The organism is Pandoraea sp., from assembly GCF_041919235.1.
Lineage (GTDB): Bacteria > Pseudomonadota > Gammaproteobacteria > Burkholderiales > Burkholderiaceae > Pandoraea.
Window position 1 is genome coordinate 138,013 of the sequence record NZ_JAYRUC010000005.1, and the last position, 17,954, is coordinate 155,966.

The 17,954-nt window shown below is 59.9% G+C and carries 17 protein-coding genes and 1 pseudogene; 10 read left to right on the forward strand and 8 right to left on the reverse strand.

Going from position 1 to position 17,954, the window contains the following annotated elements:
- Positions 1–25: 25 nt before the first annotated feature.
- Positions 26–1,084 (reverse strand): taurine ABC transporter substrate-binding protein, encoded by a 1,059-nt coding sequence (tauA, locus tag ACE3UG_RS05550; protein ID WP_374620766.1) that lies wholly within the window; start codon positions 1,082–1,084, stop codon positions 26–28.
- Positions 1,085–1,383: 299 nt separating this feature from the next.
- Here tauA and ACE3UG_RS05555 point away from each other — a divergent pair, with 299 nt between their 5' ends.
- Both ACE3UG_RS05555 and ACE3UG_RS05560 read left to right on the forward strand, forming a co-directional pair.
- Positions 1,384–2,919: a PLP-dependent aminotransferase family protein gene (locus tag ACE3UG_RS05555; RefSeq protein ID WP_374620769.1), complete on the forward strand. Its 1,536-nt coding sequence runs from the start codon at positions 1,384–1,386 to the stop codon at positions 2,917–2,919.
- Positions 2,920–3,112: 193 nt separating this feature from the next.
- Positions 3,113–4,240, forward strand: coding sequence for an aminotransferase class V-fold PLP-dependent enzyme (locus ACE3UG_RS05560; protein ID WP_374620771.1), 1,128 nt, complete (start codon positions 3,113–3,115; stop codon positions 4,238–4,240).
- A 200-nt stretch (positions 4,241–4,440) separates the two neighbouring features.
- On the opposite strand, the gene ACE3UG_RS05565 is transcribed toward ACE3UG_RS05560, so the two are convergent.
- Complete coding sequence (locus ACE3UG_RS05565) at positions 4,441–5,415, reverse strand: alpha/beta fold hydrolase (protein WP_374620774.1); 975 nt, start codon at positions 5,413–5,415, stop codon at positions 4,441–4,443.
- An 83-nt stretch (positions 5,416–5,498) separates the two neighbouring features.
- Here ACE3UG_RS05565 and ACE3UG_RS05570 point away from each other — a divergent pair, with 83 nt between their 5' ends.
- A complete protein-coding gene (locus tag ACE3UG_RS05570; RefSeq protein WP_374620777.1) occupies positions 5,499–5,936 on the forward strand; it encodes an Rrf2 family transcriptional regulator in 438 nt (145 codons plus the stop codon).
- Positions 5,937–6,327: 391 nt separating this feature from the next.
- Here ACE3UG_RS05570 and ACE3UG_RS05575 read toward each other — a convergent pair.
- Positions 6,328–6,714 (reverse strand): annotated as a pseudogene (locus tag ACE3UG_RS05575) (SDR family NAD(P)-dependent oxidoreductase); the annotation flags it as partial.
- 181 nt (positions 6,715–6,895) lie between these two features.
- Positions 6,896–7,264 carry a MerR family transcriptional regulator gene (locus ACE3UG_RS05580; RefSeq protein ID WP_374620780.1) on the reverse strand — a complete coding sequence of 123 codons (369 nt, stop codon included), beginning with the start codon at positions 7,262–7,264 and terminating at the stop codon, positions 6,896–6,898.
- 104 nt (positions 7,265–7,368) lie between these two features.
- Between ACE3UG_RS05580 and ACE3UG_RS05585 the strand changes: the two genes are divergently transcribed.
- The gene (locus tag ACE3UG_RS05585; RefSeq protein ID WP_374620783.1) at positions 7,369–8,289 is read left to right on the forward strand and encodes an alpha/beta fold hydrolase; all 921 of its coding nucleotides are present in this window, start codon (positions 7,369–7,371) and stop codon (positions 8,287–8,289) included.
- A 178-nt stretch (positions 8,290–8,467) separates the two neighbouring features.
- On the opposite strand, the gene ACE3UG_RS05590 is transcribed toward ACE3UG_RS05585, so the two are convergent.
- Together ACE3UG_RS05590 and ACE3UG_RS05595 are read right to left on the reverse strand one after the other, a co-directional pair.
- A complete protein-coding gene (locus ACE3UG_RS05590; RefSeq protein ID WP_374620784.1) occupies positions 8,468–9,094 on the reverse strand; it encodes a tyrosine-type recombinase/integrase in 627 nt (208 codons plus the stop codon).
- Between the two features lie 575 nt (positions 9,095–9,669).
- Positions 9,670–10,578 carry a LysR family transcriptional regulator gene (locus ACE3UG_RS05595; RefSeq protein ID WP_374620787.1) on the reverse strand — a complete coding sequence of 303 codons (909 nt, stop codon included), beginning with the start codon at positions 10,576–10,578 and terminating at the stop codon, positions 9,670–9,672.
- A gap of 99 nt (positions 10,579–10,677) precedes the next feature.
- On the opposite strand from ACE3UG_RS05595, the gene ACE3UG_RS05600 reads away from it, so the two are divergent.
- Complete coding sequence (locus ACE3UG_RS05600; protein ID WP_374620789.1) at positions 10,678–11,544, forward strand: aldo/keto reductase family oxidoreductase; 867 nt, start codon at positions 10,678–10,680, stop codon at positions 11,542–11,544.
- Positions 11,545–11,705: 161 nt separating this feature from the next.
- Here ACE3UG_RS05600 and ACE3UG_RS05605 read toward each other — a convergent pair whose 3' ends face one another.
- A complete protein-coding gene (locus ACE3UG_RS05605; RefSeq protein WP_374620792.1) occupies positions 11,706–12,590 on the reverse strand; it encodes a LysR family transcriptional regulator in 885 nt (294 codons plus the stop codon).
- Between the two features lie 127 nt (positions 12,591–12,717).
- On the opposite strand from ACE3UG_RS05605, the gene argC reads away from it, so the two are divergent.
- Positions 12,718–13,647 carry an N-acetyl-gamma-glutamyl-phosphate reductase gene (gene argC, locus ACE3UG_RS05610; RefSeq protein ID WP_374620794.1) on the forward strand — a complete coding sequence of 310 codons (930 nt, stop codon included), beginning with the start codon at positions 12,718–12,720 and terminating at the stop codon, positions 13,645–13,647.
- 294 nt (positions 13,648–13,941) lie between these two features.
- Here the strand turns inward: argC and ACE3UG_RS05615 are convergent, their stop codons facing one another.
- The gene (locus ACE3UG_RS05615; protein WP_374620797.1) at positions 13,942–14,835 is read right to left on the reverse strand and encodes a LysR substrate-binding domain-containing protein; all 894 of its coding nucleotides are present in this window, start codon (positions 14,833–14,835) and stop codon (positions 13,942–13,944) included.
- Positions 14,836–15,000: 165 nt separating this feature from the next.
- Here ACE3UG_RS05615 and ACE3UG_RS05620 point away from each other — a divergent pair, with 165 nt between their 5' ends.
- From ACE3UG_RS05620 to ACE3UG_RS05635, 4 genes are all read left to right on the forward strand, one after another.
- The gene (locus ACE3UG_RS05620) at positions 15,001–15,546 is read left to right on the forward strand and encodes a sugar ABC transporter (RefSeq protein WP_374620799.1); all 546 of its coding nucleotides are present in this window, start codon (positions 15,001–15,003) and stop codon (positions 15,544–15,546) included.
- A gap of 7 nt (positions 15,547–15,553) precedes the next feature.
- On the forward strand, positions 15,554–15,880 hold the full coding sequence (locus ACE3UG_RS05625; protein ID WP_374620800.1) for a 4-oxalocrotonate tautomerase family protein: 327 nt from the start codon (positions 15,554–15,556) through the stop codon (positions 15,878–15,880).
- Between the two features lie 30 nt (positions 15,881–15,910).
- Positions 15,911–16,747 carry an MBL fold metallo-hydrolase gene (locus ACE3UG_RS05630; protein ID WP_374621008.1) on the forward strand — a complete coding sequence of 279 codons (837 nt, stop codon included), beginning with the start codon at positions 15,911–15,913 and terminating at the stop codon, positions 16,745–16,747.
- Positions 16,748–17,061: 314 nt separating this feature from the next.
- Positions 17,062–17,808: an SDR family oxidoreductase gene (locus ACE3UG_RS05635; RefSeq protein WP_374621011.1), complete on the forward strand. Its 747-nt coding sequence runs from the start codon at positions 17,062–17,064 to the stop codon at positions 17,806–17,808.
- Positions 17,809–17,954: the final 146 nt, after the last annotated feature.

Consider the following 17,954-nt stretch of genomic DNA (forward strand, 5'->3'; position numbering starts at 1 on the left):
ATCGGGCTGACGGCCCCGGCACGGCTTACTTCAGTTTGAGTGCGGCGTCGACATAGCGCGACGTGACGTACGGCGTGTAGTCCGCCTTGACGGCGTCGATCTTCTGCTGACCCTTGAGGAACTCGGCCGTGTCCTTGAGGGCTTTGGCGGCGCGGCTGCCCTTGCCGCCGCCCAGCCATTCGGCCGATGCCTGCTGCTGGGCAGACGGGAAGGCATAGAGCGAGAGCGCGCCGGGCACGTCTTCAGGCTTGCCGCCGATCTGCTTCACGATGGCTTTGACCTGGGGCGAGTTGGGCGTCCAGGCAGTCGGGTGCTGACGATACGCGGCGTCGGCGTCGGCGATCACCTTGACGAATTTCGCCATGAAGTCGGCGTTCGCCTCGCCCCATTTGCGGTCGACGGCGATGCCGTCAAACGTGGGTTTGCCCTGCTTCGACAGCTCGCCGGACGTGATCAGGACATGACCGCTCTTCTTGATCTGTGCGAGCGCCGGATCCCACACGTAGGCCGCATCGATGTCGCCGCGCTCCCACGCCGCCACGATCTGGTTCGGCTGCATGTTGAGCACCGTCACCTCGGTCGGTTTGATGCCCCACTGCTGCAGCGCGAACATCGTGTGGTAATGGGTGGTCGAGACGAACGGCACCCCGATCTTCTTGCCCTTCAGATCGGCCGGTGTCTTGATGTTCGACGCATTGCGCACGACCATCGCTTCGGCCTGGTTGATGTCGTCGAGAATCCAGAACAACTGCAGGTCGAGCCCTTGCGAGACCGCCGCGGCCATGGGGCTCGAACCCAGCACACCGATCTTGATGTCGCCCGACGCGAGCGCCGTCGCGACCTTGGCGCCGGATTCGAACTGACGCCAATGAATCTTGTAGCCGGTGGCCTTCTCGAACTCGCCGCCGGCAATGGCGACCAGCCAGGGATCGACAATCTGCTGGTACGCGATCGTCACCTCCTTCTCCTGTGCCTGTGCCGTGGCGGGCAGCGTCAAATTGAGCATCAGGGCAGCGGGAAGTGCGGCTGCCGCCAGAGCGGTGGCGGCGAACACCCGTCGCAGGCGGTTCGGAAGTCCTTTCATGGTTCACCTCTAATCGGAGAGTTTTCGGTGGAACACGCGGGGTTGACGCAACTGGTGTTACGAATCGGCGCCAAGTGACTGCATCATTGCCCCCCACTTTTTTGTTCGTTAGAGCCAGTTGAGCGCATTTGATGATGCCAACTGGTCCAGTCGATTCGCCAATCGGCTCGCAAGGCGCATGAATGCTGGGTTTCGCTGGCATTTCGCGGGTCTGCGGATAAACCCCAATTCGGAATCGGCGTGACCGCCTCATGAGTAATAATCGACGTTCTGGAAGTAACAGTCGAGAGGGGGGCGCGATGTCGAGCCGGATTTCTGCGGCGATGTGGAACCAGTTGTTCATGATGTCGGCGCGGGCGGGCATCAGTTTGCAGAGCCAGATTCGCCAGATGTTGGTGTCGGCGATTCTGGACGAGCGGCTGATGCGGGGTGCCGCGGTGCCATCGTCGCGCGAATTGGCCGAGGGGCTTGGCGTGGCACGCAACACGGTGGTGCTGGCGTATCAGCAACTGGTCGACGAGGGCTATCTGATTGCGCGTGAGCGGCGGGGCTACTTCGTCAATGGCGACATCCTCGCGCCCCGTGTGGGGTCGCAGGGCACGCCGGTGCGAGATGTGCCGGTGCCGGTGGGGGGTGTCATCGCGCCGCTCGATCCGCTGACGCCGGACTGGGAAGGGCGTTATGTGGTGCGTCCGTCGGTGCAGCGCAACATCGTGAAGCCCATCGACTGGCAGCAGTATCAATATCCGTTCATTTATGGTCAGTTCGATCCGACGATGTTTCCGACGGCGGATTGGCGCGAGTGTTGCCACAAGGCGCTCACCGTCATGGAGATTCGCGACTGGGCGCCGGACATGATTGCGCGAGACGATGAGACGCTGATCCAGCAGATCCGCACGCGCGTGTTGCCGCGACGCGGCGTGTGGGCGGACGCCGATGAGATCGTGCTCACCAATGGTGCACAGCAGGCGCTGTATCTGCTGGCGGATTTGCTTGTCGGGGCACGCACGACGGTGGGGATTGAAGACCCTGGGTATCCGGACGCGCGCAACATCTTCGCGATACGAACGCCGAAGTTGATTGGGCTGCCGGTCGACGCGCAGGGCTTGCCGGTCGACGACCGTCTGGCGCAATGCGATTACGTGTACGTCACGCCGTCACATCAGTGTCCGACGACGACCACGATGCCGCTGGCGCATCGCGAGGCATTGCTGCGTCGCGCGGAGGCCGATGACTTCGTGCTTATCGAAGACGACTACGAAAGCGAGAACAGCTATTCGGACATTCCGATACCGGCGTTGAAGAGTTTGGATCGCAGCGACCGTGTGATCTACATCGGGAGCTTGTCCAAGTCGTTTGCACCGGGGCTGCGGTTGGGCTATATCGTCGCGCCGGCGGCACTGGTGGCGGAGCTGCGCGCGTTGCGCCGCTTGATGATTCGCCATCCGTCGGCGTTCATTCAGCGTTCGTTCTCCATGTTCCTTGCGCTGGGTCATCACGACGCCTTGCTGCGTCGTCTTGCGGACACCTACGCCAAGCGTGCCGAGGTGCTGAGTGCGGCGCTTGCGGCGCATTTGCCGGAAGTATCGTTCGTGCAGGTGAAGGGCGGGGCGTCGTGCTGGGTGCAAGGCCCGCAGACGCTGAACGCCAATGTGCTGGCGGCGCGAGCGAAGGCGCGCGGCATTCTCATCGAGCCGGGCGACGTATTCTTCATGGGCGATGCGCCGCCGCGCAACATGTTCCGGCTGGGTTTCTCGTCGATACGGATCGAGCGTATCGAGGCGGGCGTCATCGCGCTGGCCGAGGTGTTGCGCGAGACGATGGCGCAGGCGTAGGAACCGGTGAAGGCGTAGTTGTCGTCGGGCGAGCGCTGGCGGGCGCCGGGCGTCGATGGTCGATGAACGCGTGGGCGGCATTGGCGATTCGCCATTGTGGCGAGAGACATAAATTCGCCTCGTCCCTCCGCCGCAGGTGGATTTCGTTAGAATCGGGTTCAGATGCTTCACTCTTCCATTATCGGAGGCGGACGTGCCAGGACTACTTCCCGATGTCGACCCTGAGGGGCTGCTCGAATATTCGGTCGTCTATACCGACCGATCCATCAATCACATGTCGCGTCGCTTTCAGGGCGTGATGCGCGATATTTCCGATGCCTTGAAAAAGGTTTATCACGCGGAGTCGGCCATCGTTGTCCCGGGCAGCGGGACATTCGGGATGGAAGCCGTTGCCCGGCAGTTCGCGACGAACAGGAAGTGTCTGGTCATTCGCAATGGCTGGTTCAGTTTCCGCTGGTCGCAGATTTTCGACATGGGCGGCATTCCGTCCGAATCGATGGTATTGAAGGCGCGCCCCGTGGCGGAAGGCAGGCAGGCGGCCTATGCGCCGGCACCGATCGAAGAGGTGGTCGCGGCGATCAGGGAGAACAAGCCGGATCTGGTCTTTGCTCCGCACGTCGAGACCGCCTCCGGAATGATGCTGCCCGACGACTATTTGCGCGCGGTGTCCGACGCGGTTCACGCGGTCGGCGGCATGTTCGTTCTGGATTGCATCGCGTCCGGTACGGTCTGGGTCGACATGCAGGCCTGTGGCGTCGATGTTCTGATCAGCGCGCCGCAAAAGGGGTGGAGTGCATCGCCGTGCTGCGCGCTGGTGATGCTCAGTGCGCTCGCCCGCGAGAGAATCGACGCAACCACGAGTACCAGTTTCGCTTGCGATCTTCGCCAGTGGCTACAGATCATGGAAGCTTACGAGAAGGGCGGGTTCGCGTACCACGCCACCATGCCGACGGACAGTCTCGCGATATTGCGTGATGTCATGAAGGAAACGCAGGCATACGGCTTCGACAAAGTGCAAGCGGAGCAGTTGGCGCTGGGGCGGCGTGTTCGCTCGCTATTGGAGGCGAGAGGCTTCAAAAGCGTGGCTGCGGAAGGATTTCAGGCGCCGGGCGTCGTGGTCAGCTACACGGATGACGACGGGATCCGTTCGGGCAAGAAATTCTCAGACGTCGGTTTGCAGATCGCGCCCGGTGTTCCGCTTCGATGCGACGAGCCTGAAGATTTCAAGACGTTCCGCATCGGATTGTTCGGCCTGGACAAGCTGCATGACGTCGAAAGCGCGGTGGGCAGGCTTACGAAGGCGTTGGACACCATTCTGTAGTGCGTGTCTCGCAAGCGTGTGCGCATGCGCTTCCGGGCAACCGCCAAAGCAAAATCTGGCGATGTCGGTGACGGTCGGCGCATGTCCGTCGCATCGGCGATGCCGGCCCGGATCGCGGGAGATTTTGCATCCTCCGGGAATAGGGTCGGCTATGCGGAGGGGGATTCCGTAGTTGAGCCGTCAGATCGTGCCGGTGTAAGTCAAAGAGCGCGGAGAAACTCAATCAATGCCGCGTTGACGAAATCCGGCGCTTCCTGTTGCAGCCAATGCCCTGCTTGCGGAACGACGCGAGAGGTCGACAGCTTGGGCACGATCTGGGGCATGCCGGCGACAATTTCGCGCATGCCTGGCATTGCCAGACCTGTGTCTCGCTCGCCGACAAGGTATAGGGCAGGGACCTCGACGCGCAGGCCCTCAAAAGCCGATTGCACTTCCCAATTGCGGTCGAGGTTGCGGTAGTAATTCAGTCCACCGCGAAAGCCAGAGAGGCTGAATGCTTGCACAAACGTGTCGAAGTCGGCGGGTGCGAGCCACGCGGGCAACGAAGGTGGGTCAATCAGAGCGTCGAGGAGCCCACCACTTCGCGGCATGAGTCCGAATGGATTGGGTGTATTCGCGTCGCGGACTCCGACGTCGCCCGATGCGGAAAAATAGATCTTGCGCAATGTGGTGGCAACGTCACGTTCAAGTTCGGTTTCGGCCAATCCAGGTTCGGAAAAGTAATGCGTGTAGAACCACGTTTGGTCGTTCTGGGGAAAAAGCCGACTCGGCGTCATCGGCGCGCGGCCCATCATTGGCACCCCGAGCGCAGCGACGGCGCGAAAGCGGTCAGGCCGAAGCAACGCGGCTTGCCAGGCAATGGTTGCCCCCCAATCGTTTCCCACCACAACTGCGTTGCGTTCGCCGAGGATGTCGACGAGCGCCACCAGGTCACCGACAACGTCCAATGTTGTGTACTGTCCGATTGCCGTTGGACATTCGCTTGATCCGTAGCCACGCAGATCCGGTGCCATTGCGCGGAAGCCGGCGTGCGCAAGTGCCGCCAGTTGATGGCGCCAGGCGTGCGAGGTCTCAGGAAAGCCGTGACAAAGGAGCACCAACGGGCCGTCGCCCTGTTCAGCGACGTGCAGGCGAATTCCGTTCGCTTCAATAAAGGTTTGACGGTATGCGGTCATGGTTGCACTGGCAGAGACGGTTGCACACAAGAATTCCGAGATAGCGTAACATTAAAAGTTGCGCATTACCAATGCTTCCGATTATGCAACGCGATACCCGACTGGCTCGACTTCTGCACATCCTGATCCACATGCATCTTCGCGGAGGCGCGACCACCTCAGAGACGATTGCGCTGATGCTGCACACGAACCCCGTCGTTGTTCGCCGAACGATGGCTGCGCTGCGCGAGTCGGGGTATGTCAAGTCGACGGGTGGACCAGGCGGAGGCTGGGTGCTCGCCTGTGATCTCAATGATCTTACGGTGAGCGATGTCTACCGGGCCATCGGGCATGCCGCGCCGTTTGTGATCGGCCTGGCTGACGACAATCGCGCTTGTCCGGTGGAAGCGGCGGTAAATCGCCACATCAACGAGGCGTTGGGTTCAGCGGAAATAACGTTGCTTCAATTGCTTGGCGAAAAGCGACTCTCCGAGATCGCGCACGACGTGACGTCGTCAAAGTCGCGCAAAACGACCAAGTAATTTCGCAGAGCAACGCAATGGGTAGCAATGGAGGCAGGCGTCACGTGGCCGGCCGATCGCGATTTTCGGCATGAACGTGTGTCAGCTTCCAGCCCGCAAGCGGCCGTCGGTTTGCGTGCTGGAAATGCCCCTTGTTGGCTGGAAAAAGACATGCGCCAGAGACCGGTTGAGTCCACACACCTTAACGGTCCTCGAAACTCTCCGAAGCGGTCGTTCAACGATGCGGTTTTGCCAATGCAGAGCGTTCTGATGGGGCGACTCTCGTGCGCGATGTCTAAGTCGCACGTTTTGACACAGCGTCGACGCACCGATCCGATCGCGTTCGGCTCAGGTCGTCGCTTTGTGGACGAACAACTTGCGCGGTAGGCAGTTGGTGGGTTGCCGGACTTGGCTATGTGAGATTCAATCCTCCGTCCGAGAGCAGAATCTCCCCCGTCAGGTAATCCGAAGCAACCAATAAAGAAACTGCTTGAGCAATGTCCTCGGGGCTAGCGGCCCGTCGCATAGGCGAACGTTCTTTCCATAGTTGTTGCGCCTGAGTCCACTCCGCGGTGAGTGGCGTATTGACCAGTCCGGGCGCGACGGCGTTCACACGGATGTCTGTCGCAAGCGAAAGCGCGAGCAAGCGGGTCACGTGGTTTAACGCCGCCTTGGTCGCCGCGTAAGGAATGGACGCCCCCTTAGGCCGGACGCCGGCGTGCGAGCTTACGTTGACGACACAACCCGGTCTTCCTCGTGCGGCAGCTTCACGCAGCGCCGATTGTGCGTCGGCTACCAGGCCCCTTCTCCGCCGTCGGACGGTTATTTGTGAGCGTCTCTACCACGCTCGATTACGGTCGTTCGTGGAGACATTTTCTGGCCGGTGACCCGAAGCATCTGCTTCCACCCTCGATCGAAACACGTCAACTTGATCGACCTTGCCCAGCGGCGGTGTATCAATACTCAAACCCTCGCAACTGTTAGAGCGCCAATATCTCGTTGGTATCGACCGCATTGAGCAGTCTCGCAACGACTTCTCGCGTTTCACTGAGTTCGCGCAGCCGAATGTCGAGCTTTTCGACTTCACCGCGCAGCAACGCGCGCGCCTCTACGCATGGATGAAACACCGGTTTCTCACCGAGTACACAAGGCAGCAACAGCCGGATACTGCTGATCTTCAAACCTGCCGCGGTGAGCATGCGGATGCGCTGCGCGGCGTCTACTTCGTCGGAACCGTAATCGCGGTAGCCCGAATCGGTCCGCTTCGGATTGAGGAGGCCTTCGTTCTCGTAATACCGCAGCATCCGCTCACTGACGCCGGTGCGGCGAGCCAGTTCTCCGATACGCATGACATCCCCCGAAAGAAACGCTTGACCTTGACAGCGATGTCAAAGTTTAACCTCTTTCGACCGCGCGGATTTCCCGCCGGTCCGTTCGTCAAGAGACCCCCAATATGACACCATCCAATGACACGTTTGCCGGAACGTTTCCGTTTTCGCCGCGCTTCAGCGATGTTGCCGGCTTTCGCATGCATTACGTTGACGAAGGGCCTGCCGACGGCGCAGTCGTCCTGTGCATTCACGGGGAACCGACGTGGGGCTACCTGTTTCGTGATCTGATCAAGGCGCTCGCGGGCGACTACCGCGTGATCGCGCCCGACCACATGGGATTCGGCAAGAGCGAGACGCCGGAACATCGCACGTACTGGCTACAGGATCATATCGACAACCTTGAAAAGCTCGTGCTTGCGCTGGATTTAGACGACATCACTCTCGTCATGCACGACTTCGGCGGCCCCGTTGGCATGGGACTCGCCGCACGGCATCCGGGCCGCATTCGCCGAGTCGTCAGCACGAACGGCCCGACGCCGTTTGGTCAAAGCACGTTATTCGACCGGCTGAATGCGAATGCCGCAGTCTCGCCATGGTTCCAGTGGATTCTCCGCTCCGATTCGCAAGGCCGTCTCGAACCCGTGCTGGACGAACTCGGCTTCAATATCCTGAGCGTCTTGAAGCTTAACGGCTTCGAAAACCACGCGCGTATTAACGATACGTGGCTGCGCGCCTACGGCTCGCGCTTCGCTCTGCCGACCGACAGTGTCGGCGCGATTGGCTGGGCAAAGGGCTTCGCGATCGGGGCACATCGTTTCGAAGTGCCAGACGCGCTAGCACTCGACGCGATCCGTTCAAAGCCTGCGCTTGCCATCTGGGGGGAGGCCGATCGGACGCTGGCAGCTGAACACTTTCTTCCGCTGTTCAGCGAGATCTTTCCAATGGCGCCGGTTCACCGACTCGCCGGAGTCGGCCATTACAGCTTCGAGGATGCGCCGCAAGAGATTACCGAACTGATTGCCGCATTCTTGAAGACCCACTAACTCGCACTTGGCCGGCCCGCAAAACCGGCCTGGTGTGTCCGGAGTCGATTACTTCAATTTTTCCCCACAGCCTGGCGCGGATTGAGCGTCGCAACGCCCGAGGAGAACGGCCAGACGTACGTGCTTCGTCGAAGTCCGTTTATGGCCGGCAAGCGACCGCTCGCCGGCCGCGACGCCGTCAAACCTCGGCCTGCTCCGCCATCTCAAGGGCATCGTCGACCTCAATGCCGAGATAGCGCACCGTACTCTCCAACTTGGAATGTCCGAGCAGCAACTGCACCGCCCGAAGGTTCTTTGTCCGCCGATAGATCAGCGAAGCTTTCGTGCGGCGCATCGTATGGGTACCGTATGCGGTGTCGTCCAGGCCAATCGATGCAATCCAGCGATGTACCAGCCGAGCATATTGCCGCGTCGACAGATGCGGTGACGTATGCACCGGGCTCGGGAACAGAAAATCCGCCGCCTTCAGTCCCCGCGCTTCGATCCATGCATCGAGGCTCTCACGGGTCTGTTCCGAGATCTCGAATTGCACCGGCCGCTGGGTCTTCTGCTGCATGACAGTCGCCCTGAACGCCACGTGGCTGCCGTGACGGACATCCTGGACCTGCAACCGCGTAAGATCGCACGCTCGGAGCTTGCTATCAATTGCGAGATTGAACATCGCAAGCTCGCGAAGGTTCGACGCCATCTGAAGTCTCGTCCGGGTCGCCCAGATTTCCCGGAGCTTTAACGGCGGCTTCTGCCCGGTGAGCTTGCCCTTGTTCCACGGCACGCGGTGGACAACCACGACATTCTCGGATTCCATGACAATCTCCTTTAAAGCGAATGGAGATTGAGTGTGCGCCGCGTCGGGCGGTCGCAACCCGACCCACTACGGCCGCTGACCGTCACGGCGGCTGAACGACGGCTTCTTGTAGTTCAACGGACAATTGGGAGCAAAAAACTTGCGGGGAGACGGGCTATCCCACCCCGCGCCGGGAACGTTCCAGTACGTTCGCGATTGCCCCTGAAAGACAATGCTCAGATCGTGCGCGTTGACCGGATCTACTTCCAGATCAACACAGTCCGGATTGTTGAAAAGCTGACGTCGTCAGGCCAACCGGGTTTGCGCCCCGCATGCTGTCTCGATCGTCTCTCCCGGGCCGGAACGGTCAAGCGTCAGAGAGCCGTTTCCGCCCCACACCCGCCGTTCGCCGCCCTGTGTGCTCTGCGGCAGCGAACCAAGTTGAGACGCCGTATGCCGACCGGTATCAAATTGTGAGTCGCTGGCCCAGGCAAGCATTTGCCTGGTCAGCATGGCGAGCCACTACACACAGTGGTGAAACTGAGCGCGTTTGATTCGGCTGAGTGACCAGAGAATCCAGGTGCGTCAGAGAGTTGTCAGCGTTGGTCCGCCGACGATTTGACGAAGTCGACGAAGGCGCGCAGCGGTGCGGGCAGGAGTCGCCGGCCGGAATAGTAGAGAAAAGGACCCGAGAAGCGCTGCCACCAGGGTTCGAGAACTGGCTCAAGGCGACCACTGTCGAGATGCGGTCGCAGCCAGTCCTCAAAAAGGTAAACGATGCCGGTACCGGCGATGGCGGCGTCGATCGCGAGGTCGGCTGCCGCGCCAACCTGCACGACGAGCGGACCGGAGGGATCGATCTGTACCGCCTTGCCTTCGCGCTCAAACGCCCAGGGCGGCATTGCGCCACTGCTGAAGCGGCCTCGAAGGCAAACGTGGCTGAGCAGGTCACGCGGGTGCTGCGGACGGCCGAAACGATCGAGGTAGTCGGGAGATGCAGCGGTCGCGAACCGCTGGACGCGCGGCCCGATCGGCACCGCGATCATATCTTTTTCCAGCCGCTCGTCGTAGCGGATCCCAGCGTCACACCCCGCCGCAACAATATCGACAAAGCTGTCGTCGGCGATCACTTCCAATCGGATCTCGGGATAGGCGGCGAGGAAGGGCGGTACGATCGCCGGCAGCACCAGGCGTGCGGCACTGACTGGGGCATTGATCCTTAACGTGCCCGCCGGCCGACTGCGAAAGCCATCGACGACATCGAGCGCGGCATGCACCTCGTTCAAGGCGGGTCGGAGCCGTTCGAGCAAGCGTTGCCCCGCCTCGGTAGGGACCACGCTGCGCGTAGTGCGATGGAATAGCCTGACACCGAGCTGAGTTTCCAACCGACGTACCGCCTCGCTGAGCCCGGAAGCGCTGCCGCCACTCGCCCGTGCGCCGTCGCGAAAACCCTTGGCGTTCGCCACCGCCAGGAAGGCGTTCAAATCATTCAGGTCGATTTCCATTGTTCTCAAAATTGCACAGCCTGTACCGATTGCAGGCAATTGTAGAACAAGCGGTCCACGATTAGCATGACTCAAGCAAACCCAACAGGAGATTCAATCATGTCGAACATCGACAAATCCGAGACCTATAAGCTCGGAAGCCACACCGTGAATCGCCTCGGCTATGGTGCCATGCAACTCGCGGGCCCCGGCGTATTCGGCCCGCCAAAGGATCATGATGGGGCGTTGGCCGTCCTGCGCGAGGCCGTTGCGAACGAAGTGAACCATATTGATACCAGCGATTTCTACGGCCCGCATATAACCAACCAACTTATCCGCGAGGCGTTGCATCCCTTTCCTGACGACCTGGTCATCGTCACCAAGGTTGGCGCGCGGCGCGGCGACGATGGATCATGGATCCCGGCCTTCTCGCCCAGGGAATTGACCCAAGCGATTCACGACAATCTGCGTAATCTGGGCGTGGATGTGCTCGATGGCGTCAATCTGCGATGCATGTTCGACGTGCATCAACCGACCGAGGGCTCGATCGAGGCGCAGCTCAACGTCTTGGCGGAGCTTCAGCAGCGAGGCTTGGTGCGTCACATCGGGTTGAGCAACGTTACGCCGACACAGATCGATGAAGGACGCAGTATGTGCGAAATCGTCTGCGTTCAGAACTACTACAATTTGGCCCATCGGAACGACGACGCGCTGATCGACGAGCTTGCTCGCGAAGGAATCGCCTATGTGCCGTTCTTTCCGCTCGGCGGGTTCTCGCCGCTACAGTCGTCTACCCTGTCCAACGTTGCGAGCCGACTCGGGGTCACGCCAATGCAAGCCGCGCTGGCCTGGCTGCTGTACCGCTCGCCCAACATCTTGTTGATCCCCGGCACGTCGTCGGTCACCCACCTGCGCGAGAACCTGGCCGCCGCGCGGCTTAAGCTCTCGCCGGAAAGCTTGTCCGAGCTGGACCGGATTGCGTCATGAGCTTGCCCCCCCCGCAAAACGTGCGGGCGGGTTCGTTGCATCAGGCGACCAAGACCTTCCTATGGCAACCGCCATCACCGGCCATTCGTTCGTCGTGGCGTACGATTCGGCCACTGTTGCATCGAGAACGAACCCGAAGCGGCAAATGGCGACGCCTACGCCTACGCCAATCGCAGATCCCACAACACATCAAGTACGTGTTGCGTGGAACGCTCAACGTACCCCGCACGATGTGCAATGCCGAGCCGGCGCCACAACGCCGGGCGCAGTGGACGCATGACTATGCGCCTGTCGGGTACGGGCGTAGTGGCCTCATGGGGCAACAGCGCTGCGCCGTAACCTGCCGCTACCAGACTCTTGATCGCGTCGTTGTAGTTGAGCTGAATGCGCGGCGCTGGATGGTATCCCCCGGTCGCGAACCACTCCGCAGTCAGACGCGACAGACGCGTGGTCGCGTCATTGAGAATGAGCGGTTGTGCAGCGAGCCATTCAGGCGTGACGCGGGCAGGGCACCGCCAATGCGCCGGCACAAAGGCCATCACGGGGTCGCGGCGCCAAGGCTTTATCACGAGTCCAGCCACCGGGGGCTGAGGCAGTGCGACCAGCCCAACATCCAGCGTTCCATCCGCCAGTCGGGACAGCGTTTCATGTGAAGTGAGTACTGCAACCTGAATGTCGATAGCGGGATGGTGCTGGCGCAGCACCTCAAGCGCCTGTGGCAACAGGTGCGCAATCGCGCCCGTCGACGCACCGATTCGCGCGCGCCCTTCGAGTCCCTGCACTTGGCGCTGAATATCGTCCAACGCCTGCTCCGCATCGGCCAGCAGTCGACGCGCGCGCTCCACCAGCACCTCTCCTATCGCCGACGGCCTTACATGTCCGCGCTTGCGTGACAGGAGCGGAGCGCCGATGCGCTCTTCGAGTTCCGCGATGTGGAGGCTGACCGTTGGCGGCGCCAAGTGCAATGCGCGCGCCGCATCGGCAAATGAGCCACGGTCGGTAATGGCGACCAGAGTGCGCAAGCGGTCCAGGCTGATTTCTCGCATGTAGGCGTCCAGATTCAGAAAAAATGAATGTTCACGTTATGAAATTCAACTTTCTCTATTCTAGCCGTCCGTGGAACATCGGGGTTCGCGCTACTTATCACAACCTAGTCACCGGAGTATTCCACGCATGAGCGCTCCCATTGTTTTCATCGACGGCGACCAAGGCACCACCGGGTTGCAAATCCACGAACGGCTGCGCAACCGGACCGACCTTAGACTGTCCACGCTTGCCGCTGCGGAACGCAAAGATCCGCGGCGTCGCGCAGAAGCCATCAACGCCTGCGACATCGCCATCCTCTGTTTGCCTGATGCCGCCGCGCGCGAGGCAGTGGACGCCATTGTTAATCCTGCCGTCCGAGTAATCGACGCGAGTTCCGCCCACCGTACACGCCCGGACTGGACATACGGCTTTCCGGAAATGACGCCGGGACAGGCTGAGCGCATTGCGAACGCACGTCGGGTTACCAATCCCGGCTGCTATCCGACCGGTGCAATTGGCTTGCTGCGTCCCTTGGTGGAGGCCGGGCTAATACCAGGCAACTACCCTGTCAGCATTCATGCGGTGTCCGGCTACTCCGGACGCGGACGTGCCGGCGTGGAGGAGCATGAGGGGCAGCGTGCCGTCAACGCGCCTTCATACCAGGTATATGGTCTGGAACTAGCGCACAAGCACACCCCGGAGATCCAGCAGCACTCTGGGCTTGTGCAACGTCCTATCTTCGTCCCTGCGTATGGTGCGTTCCGGCAGGGCATCGTGCTGACCGTGCCGTTGGAGTTGCGGCTGCTGGCACCCGATGTGGATGGCACCACGTTACACGCGTGCCTCGCACGCCACTATGCCGAGGCTGCGCACGTACGTGTCCTGCCGCTGCACGAATCGTGCGTCTTAAAGCACCTCGATCCGCAAGTGCTGAACGGTACGAACGACATGCGCTTAAGCGTATTTCCTAACATGGAACACGGGCATGTCCTGCTGTCCGCCGTTTTCGATAATCTTGGCAAGGGCGCATCCGGCGCTGCGGTTCAGAACCTGAACCTGATGCTCGCGCAGCAATAGTGGCCAATGACTTGAACTGACGTTCGGCCGCATCCATATGCCAACGATTGTTGCCAATCGGGTCGCGGCCGTCGAATGTTTCATGTTGTGGCCGCAAACGGTCATGCGCCAGAGACCGCTACGGACTGTGGATTCAACCCATTGCGGCCCTTCAACCCAGCGCGACATTTACGGGCGCTTTCCAAACTACAACGGCCGTTCGTCGACTCGCGACGCTCAGTTCGAAGCGAGGCGATTGCGTGACGATGGCAACGCTGCGCGATCGCTGTTTTGTGATGAGCGTCAGCCGCCGTTTTAAAGCGCTGAACCCCGGGCTTCGTGAAGTATCCATCTCGCAAATGCCTGTAGGGGGCCTTCGCTCAACTCGATGGGTTCGGGAAGAACCAGGCAGAAGTTTTTGGTGATCGCTTTGCCGTCCGGCCAAGGCGTTACCAAACGGCCTTGTTCAAGCTCCGCGCCGATGTAAAGACGCGGCACCAATGCAACGCCCAAGCCCGCCAGCGCGGCCTCGATCAGCATGGAATGGAGATCGTAACGTGCCCCAACCGCCGAATTGCTCAGCACGATGCCGACCTCTTGTGCATAAAGCTGCCACGCGTCCGGATTTTGGCGCCTGTGAAGGCGTGGGAGTTCATCCAGCGATATGTTCGCATTGGCACCTGAGAGGAGCGCGGGGCTACAGACGGGCACAAGCACCTCCTCCAGCAGGCGATGCACATGCATACCCGCCCATGCCGGATGCTCAAAATGAATTGCTGCATCAAAACCGCTACCCGCGAGGATGAACGGTTCCATGCGTTCGGCAATATGCACGGTGATGTTCGGATGCTCATCTTGAAAGCGTTTCAGCCGAGGGATAAGCCAACGGGTGGCGAAGGTCGGAATCGCGGCGATATCAATGCTGGCGCCTTCGATGGGCTGCCCCATCAGATATAGGCTGTCCCGTTCCAGGCGATCCAGAATCTCGCGAACCTGCACCGCGTATCGCGTGCCGCTGGGAGCGAGCCGTACGCGATTTCCAACGCGCTCGAACAGCGCGACACCCAAAAATGCCTCCAGCCGACCGATCTGACGACTGACCGCACCCTCGGTCAGCGCCAGCTCCTCGGCCGCGCGGGCGAAACTGCCGTGTCGAGCCGCGGCCTCAAAAGCCTGGAGCGCGGAATTGCTTGGGATCCTACGTCGCATGGGGTCTCGCCAATTGATATGCGTTCGCCGTCAGCTTGAGTGAATATCACTGAAGGCTGACTTTATATCGCTATATACGCCGAAAATCTCAGCTTAGCATTACGTTACTGCAATGAACATGGCTCGTTTGCAGCAATCTGCTGACGCGCCACGAAGGATAATCTGATGATCTACACCGTGGAATGCAGCTTCGCCGATCCCAGCAGCGAAGCCGAATGGAACGACTTCTATAGCCTTGAGAAACTGCCCGCCCTCATCTCGGTCACCGGCTTTCACACGTCGCAGCGCTTCAAGTCGTTAAGCGATGATTGCCCGGTCTACCTTGCCGTCCACACGATCGAGGGTCTCGATGTTCTGACGGGAGAAGAATATCGGCAGAAAGGCGGTGGCAATTTTGCAAGGTGGCAGCAACACATCACCGACTGGCACCGGAATCTCTACAGCGACATCGGCTTTGCGCCTGCGGTGAATGCAGACGAGCTCCTCGTACTTTGTGCGAACGGCCCCGAACCGCTGAACCAGATCGGCCTTACACCGTTGGCCATGCAAGCCGTTGCGCTGGAGAAGTTTCCGGAACGCCGTTGGCTCGCAAAACTACCTCGGCGAAACGCCCACCTTGTTGGGCGCATGTCCGAAGGTGTTCACCTCTACGCACCGATGACGGAACAACTGACACGCGCCTGCATCGTTTCGACCGGACAGGAAAAATAGGTCCGCGATGCCCAATGTCACTATCTATATTCCTAGGGGGCGCATGCCGTCTGATGCGCGGCTCGCCGAGCTTTCCCGCGACTGCATCAAACTCTGTACAAGCGTCCTTGAAGCGGCACTCGAGAACGTTCATGTCATCTATGTCGAAGTTCGGCATGGGCACGGACATCCTGTCTTCGCGGAAGTCCAATATCGCGTTGAGACGTTTCGCACGCCTGCGGTAATGAACCCGTTCATGAAGGGCCTGGACGAAGCCATTGAGCGCTGCACGGGTCTCACGGCGCGCATCCGTTGCTTTGGTTATGCCGCGTCGAACATTCACGCCCGAAATTAGGAAGTCTTCTGGAGAAGAATCGTGTCCACCATGAACTTTCCAAGTCAGCGAGTCGGGGATTTCACGATCACCGCAATCAGCGACGGCTACCTCGCCGCCAGCCTGGATTTCCTCTCGAATATCGACCCGTCGGAAGCCGCCAGAATACAAAGTGATGCAGGTCAAAAGGAGCCTGACGCCGTGCACATCAACTGCTATGTGGTGCGCGGAGCGGGCCGCACAGTTCTCATCGACGGTGGGGCAGGGGGCTTCAAGCAATGGGGCGGTCTTCTGAGAAGCAATTTGTCGCTTGCTGGCGTCGAACCATCCGAGATTGACACCATCCTGCTCACGCACGCCCATCCCGACCATGTCGGCGGGCTAGTGGACGCGGCCGGACAAATTGCTTTTCCGAATGCGGAGCTTGTTACTCATCGTCGAGAGGTCGAATTTTGGCAGGACGACGGAAATCTAAGTCGTGCCAGCGAGCGTGCCCGCAATAACTTCCTGATAGCGCGCCAAGTGTTTGACGGCTACCGCGACAAGCTCCGTACTTTCGACGAGGGGGAAGTGCTTCCCGGTATCAGCGCGATGCCACTACCGGGGCACACAGATGGACACACCGGATATCTTCTTGAATCTCGCGATCGGGGCCTGCTTGTGTGGGGGGATATTGTTCATTTCCCTCACATCCAGATTGAACGGCCAGACGTATCGATTGCATTCGATCAAGACCCTGCCTCGGCAGCCAATACACGATCGCGGCTTCTGGACATGGTCAGTTCGGAGGGACTTGTGATCGCCGGTATGCATTTGGGGGAACTCGGCTTCGCGCGAATAAAACGAACAAGCGCGCGCTACGGTCTGCTTTACGAGACCGTCTCGTGAGGTGGCGAACAGACGCGGACGGCTCGTTACTGGGTGACGCCGGTACATGACCAAAGCATGTGTATCCGTGTATGCAATACGGCGCCGATACACAGATGTTTGAACACCGAGGCAGAGAACCGGTTCGTCGTGGCGTGAGCGCTGAAAACGCGCTGCTCGTTGATGCGATATTGATGGCGCATTTTGAGGGTTATAAGTCCTTTAAGTCATTTCTTGGATGTTCCATAATTTGCTAACGACTTCCAGTTAGGTCAAGCGCGGTCGCACTTGACGCTTGGATCGGTTGATGGTGAAGCAGAGAAAGGAACATGGAAATGAGGCTTAGGAACAAAGCGGTTTTGATCACGGGTGGCACGAGCGGCATTGGTCTTGCCACCGCCAAGCTCTTCATTGCAGAAGGCGCTCACGTGGCGGTAACGGGCCGCGATGAAACCGTGTTTGAGCGTGTCAAGGCCGAGCTTGGTGAGAATGCGCTCGTCCTCAAGGGCGACGTACGTTCGATCGAAGACATGCGGGCGATTGCCGCAAAGATAAAAGAGAGGTTCGGTGGCCTGGATGTCGTGTTTGCCAACGCCGGGTGGGCTTTCCCGTCTGCACTCAACGAAATCGACGACGAACTCTATAGCGAGATCATGGACATCAACGTCAAGGGTGTAGTGGTCACGCTTCAAGCGGTACTGACGGACTTGCGAGAGGGCGCATCAGTCATTCTCAACACATCGTTCGTCGATCAAACCGGAAAGCACGGCATTTCGTTGACGGCGGCCGCAAAGGCAGCCGTGCGCTCGCTTGCCCGCAGTTGGTCCTACGAGTTTCTCGACCGAAAAATCCGATTCAATGCCATCGCTCCAGGCGCGATGGATACGCCCCTGATAAGCAAGTGGGGGTTGTCTGACGAGGTTGTTCTCGAGCGCAAGCAGGCAATGGCAAAAGCCATTCCGGTAGGTCACATGGGTAAGGCAGAGGACATCGCCTACGCGGCGCTTTATCTCGCCAGCGACGAATCCGCTTATGTCATCGGCACCGAAATAATCGTCGATGGTGGAGCTTCGCAACTCTAAGTTTTCGGCGCCCGATTTAGGCGTTCTAAACGCCATCGAGGCCTAGCCGAACTCTAGAACGACCACCCGGCTTTTCGTCCCGGTGGATCTTTGATCTGGCCCAACGTGACGGTGCTTACCGAAGGGCCAAAGCGTAAGGGGAAATT